Source organism: Armatimonas sp., assembly GCF_043760365.1.
Classification (GTDB): Bacteria; Armatimonadota; Armatimonadia; order Armatimonadales; family Armatimonadaceae; genus Armatimonas.
Genome location: NZ_JAYUPA010000746.1, coordinates 1 through 3,507 on the forward strand (window position 1 = coordinate 1; position 3,507 = coordinate 3,507).

Here is a 3,507-nt window from a genome sequence, read left to right on the forward strand (position 1 = left end):
GGGGTTTTGTAGCTGTCCCTACCCGATGCCGAGAGTGCTCCGAGTGTCTTACCGTGATACGAACCCTCGGCGGAGATAATCTTCGTGCGGCCCGAGGCCATGCGGGCAAATTTTATCGCGCCCTCCAGAGCCTCCGCGCCGGAGTTACAGATAAAGCTGTACTGCAAGTCGCCGGGGGTAATTTCGGCCAGAAGCGCGGCGAGATCGGCGAGGGGCTTGTTGAGAAATGTCTTGGAAGAGAGCGGGAGGCGCTGCATCTGCTCGGTCACGGCGGCGACCACGCGTGGGTTTGCATGGCCTAGCGAGAACGTGCCGTAACCACCGAGACAGTCTATGTACTCGTTGCCGTGAATGTCTTTGAGTGTGGCTCCGCTGCCTTCCCACTCCACTTTGTCGAAGCCCGCGATCTTTAGGAGGGCGAGGGCGGTGGGGTTGACGAATTTCTGGTACTTATCCGCGACATCGGCGGTGATAGAGTCAGCACGGGTGAGGGCATCTGCATCCATGCCAACTATGATACCCGACCCATCCCGACCCTCCGAAAAAAACAAAGGCCTGCGCAGAGCGCAGGCCTTGTCTGGTTTACGATTTTACGATCCGGGAGAGACTAGCTGTCCGTGTCCGCATCATCGGAGTCATCGCCACCGATATCCATATCCTCGATATCAATATCTGCGGCAGTGATATTTTCGTCCATATCATCGAGCGAGATTTCGTCGGATTCCTCCGCCTCCTCTTCGTCCTCTTTATCGCTCAGCTCCGCAAGGCGCAGGTAGTTTGCCTGAGCCGCTGCGGCGCTGGACTTCGACCGAGCGTGGTCGGAGACAAAGTTGACGTTTACCTGGGCGTACCAGTTAGGGATCGTGGAGATCGGGATGCCCGTGACAGAACAGCGGACTTCCTTCACTTCCTGCTCATCGGCATCCAGAAGGTCTACAGTTTGATTACTCATAGTTTTTACAAAAGTTCGGTCGGCTTGCGCGGTTTATTTGAATGGGGAGCATTGGCTGTGGGTAGAAAGCCATTGACTAGCATCAGCACCCCTGCAACCAGGTAAAGCACCCACTCATAGCCCCGCGGCGCACGGCCCGGGTCAAATACCATCTTGCCCTGCAAGATCAGTCCCGCAACACCGATGCCCAGCAAAATAATGCCAAGCAGGTTAAACGAGTTCCACCAGCGAATCTGTTTCATTATCGCCTCAATCTCACCAGTTTATCACAAGGAGTATTTCTATGCACCAACGCGCGCAAGCCCCTGTCCGTATTGACTTTGGGGGAGCCTGGACCGATGTTGATCTCTACGCCCAAGATTTTGGTGGTGTGGTCTTCAATGCCACGATTAATCATTACGTCTCCGGCGAGCAAATCGTTTCCGACGAAGGGCTGCAAGTGCGCTACGGCTTCGAGCTTCCCACGGGCTCGGGGCTGGGAACCTCGGCGGCGCTGAATGTCTGCTGGTTCGGGCTGATCGGCGGGGGGGAAGTGCTAGACCGACGCAGAGTCGCGGAGCAAGCCTACGCACTTGAGGAGCTACTTGGGATTCTCGGGGGGCGGCAAGACCAGTACGCGGCGGCGTTTGGGGGCTTTAACCTCATGCGCTTCGGTGGTGGCGCAAGTGTCGAAGTCGAGAGCATTGCACTCTCTCACGAGACAGTCATCGCCCTCGAAAAGCGTAGTGTGCTGGTCTACACCGGAACGCCACGGCTCTCGGGCACGATTCATGAAAACGTCTGGGGCAGCTTTCGCAGTGGGCGCAGTGAGACCGTCGCCGCATTTCACGGTCTGCGCGAGGTCGGCCGCGCGATGCCAGAGGCGCTAAAATCGGGGAATTTCACGGAGTTTGCGGCGCTGCTTGCGCAGAACTGGACGTGTCAGAAAAATCTTGATCCCAGTGTCTCCAACCCTCAAATAGAAAAACTCTTTACGGTTGCTCACACTGCCGGAGCGCTCGGCGGCAAAGCCTGTGGCGCGGGCGGCGGCGGCTGCCTGTATTTTGTGACTGAAGAGGGAGCACAGGCCGCTGTCGCCAACGCGCTGGTTAGCGCCGGGGCACGCTACATCCCGTTCTTGTTCGAGAGCGCGGGACTGACCGTGAGCGCCCAATGAAATTGGGCGTCTGCAATGGCTTCGTTCCTCAGCCGCAAAGCCCGTGCCGGGCTGGGGCAGTTAATGGAAGATGATGAGATGAAACGAAAAGTACCCTGGTTAGGGATTCTTGCCGTGGTGAACGTTATTTTGTGTAGCTGGTCTCTCGTGAGCTATCTCCACCTGGATCTACGTGTTACTCTTGCCAATGATCAGACGTGGCGCATTGTAAAGTCGCGCGATCAGGCACTGGCGATGAAAAACGCCGATGGCGTTGGCCAACTCCAAATGATTGTCAACGAGTATCCGTCGGGGACGAAGCAGATTAAGGGCTCGTTGCTGGACAAAATGGTGGAGCGCCAGAGAGCCACTGCCGTTCATGAGGTACTGACCCACCTGCGGAAAGAAACTGGCAAGAACTTTGGCGACGACCCAGAGGTCTGGATCGAAAAATACGGATCACAATAAGTTTCTCTAGCCCGGCACGGGCTTTGCGGCGCGAAGCGCCATTGCAGACGCCGGTTTTCAACCGGCGGCACCAACGCGGGTACAATCAGCGAAATGGGAATGATAGATATTTCGCGAAACAATGCGTCCGTCGCAGACGCTGTGCTGGTGATTCATGGGGGGGCGGGGACGATCTTAGAGGAGAACCTGACCCCGGAGCGTGAGGCACTCTGCCATGCGGGCTTGCGAGCTGCCTTGGCGCGTGGCTATGCGCTTTGGCAAGCGGGAGCGGATGCGCTGAGCATTGTGGAGGCGACGGTGCGTGTGCTCGAAGACGATCCCATTTTCAACGCGGGGCGGGGAGCAGTGCTCAACGATCAAGGGATCGCGGAAATGGATGCGTCTATCATGCGTGGAACCGACCGTGCAGCGGGCGCGATTACGGGCGTGACGACCATTAAAAATCCCATCATGCTGGCACGTGCTGTGCTGGAGAAGACGCCGTTTGTCTTTCTCTCTGGCTTGGGAGCCGAGGAGCTGGCGGCGACGCTAGACGAGATCGAGCAAGTGGGGCAGGAGTATTTCTTTACCGACGAGCGCTGGAAGCAGCTCCAGGCGCAAAGAGCCAGCAATAGCGTCTCGCTCTCGGAGGACAATAAGTTTGGCACGGTAGGCGCGGTGGCGCGCTGCAAAGAAAATCATCTGGCGGCGGCGACCAGCACGGGCGGGATGACGAACAAACGCCACGGGCGCATTGGAGATAGTCCGGTGATCGGAGCGGGAACTTGGGCCGAGGATGCGACCTGTGCTGTCTCCGCGACAGGCCACGGGGAGTTTTTTCTCCGCGCCGCCGTCGCTCACGAAATCTCGGCCCGGATGCGCCACGCCAAAGAGAGCGTGAGTGTTGCCGCAGACGGGGTGATCCACGAAGAACTGGTGGGAATGGGCGGCTCGGGTGGCGTGATCGCGCTGG

General features: G+C 58.0%; 6 protein-coding genes. 3 read left to right on the forward strand and 3 right to left on the reverse strand.

Features of this window, described 5'->3' with window-relative positions; translation table 11 throughout:
* The 3 genes from ACH2EH_RS17750 to ACH2EH_RS17760 all read right to left on the reverse strand — a co-directional run.
* The coding region (locus ACH2EH_RS17750; RefSeq protein ID WP_395143676.1) for an aminotransferase class III-fold pyridoxal phosphate-dependent enzyme at positions 1 to 506 on the reverse strand (506 nt) is incomplete at its 3' end.
* Between the two features lie 101 nt (positions 507 to 607).
* Positions 608 to 952, reverse strand: a complete 345-nt coding sequence (locus tag ACH2EH_RS17755; protein WP_309693820.1) for a hypothetical protein — start codon at positions 950 to 952, stop codon at positions 608 to 610.
* A 5-nt stretch (positions 953 to 957) separates the two neighbouring features.
* Positions 958 to 1,194 carry a hypothetical protein gene (locus ACH2EH_RS17760; RefSeq protein ID WP_395143678.1) on the reverse strand — a complete coding sequence of 79 codons (237 nt, stop codon included), beginning with the start codon at positions 1,192 to 1,194 and terminating at the stop codon, positions 958 to 960.
* Positions 1,195 to 1,235: 41 nt separating this feature from the next.
* Here ACH2EH_RS17760 and ACH2EH_RS17765 point away from each other — a divergent pair, with 41 nt between their 5' ends.
* The 3 genes from ACH2EH_RS17765 to ACH2EH_RS17775 all read left to right on the forward strand — a co-directional run.
* A complete protein-coding gene (locus tag ACH2EH_RS17765; protein ID WP_395143680.1) occupies positions 1,236 to 2,108 on the forward strand; it encodes a hypothetical protein in 873 nt (290 codons plus the stop codon).
* Between the two features lie 78 nt (positions 2,109 to 2,186).
* A complete protein-coding gene (locus ACH2EH_RS17770; RefSeq protein ID WP_395143682.1) occupies positions 2,187 to 2,555 on the forward strand; it encodes a hypothetical protein in 369 nt (122 codons plus the stop codon).
* A gap of 93 nt (positions 2,556 to 2,648) precedes the next feature.
* On the forward strand, positions 2,649 to 3,507 hold an 859-nt coding region (locus tag ACH2EH_RS17775; protein WP_395143684.1), incomplete at its 3' end, for an isoaspartyl peptidase/L-asparaginase family protein.

What these genes read in the sequence shown, in the direction of transcription:
- ACH2EH_RS17770 (WP_395143682.1), top strand. Translation starts at nt 2,187, where the DNA reads ATGAAACGAAAAGTACCCTGGTTAGGGATTCTTGCCGTGGTGAACGTT.
- ACH2EH_RS17760 (WP_395143678.1), bottom strand. Translation starts at nt 1,194, where the DNA reads ATGAAACAGATTCGCTGGTGGAACTCGTTTAACCTGCTTGGCATTATT.
- ACH2EH_RS17755 (WP_309693820.1), bottom strand. Translation starts at nt 952, where the DNA reads ATGAGTAATCAAACTGTAGACCTTCTGGATGCCGATGAGCAGGAAGTG.
- ACH2EH_RS17765 (WP_395143680.1), top strand. Translation starts at nt 1,236, where the DNA reads ATGCACCAACGCGCGCAAGCCCCTGTCCGTATTGACTTTGGGGGAGCC.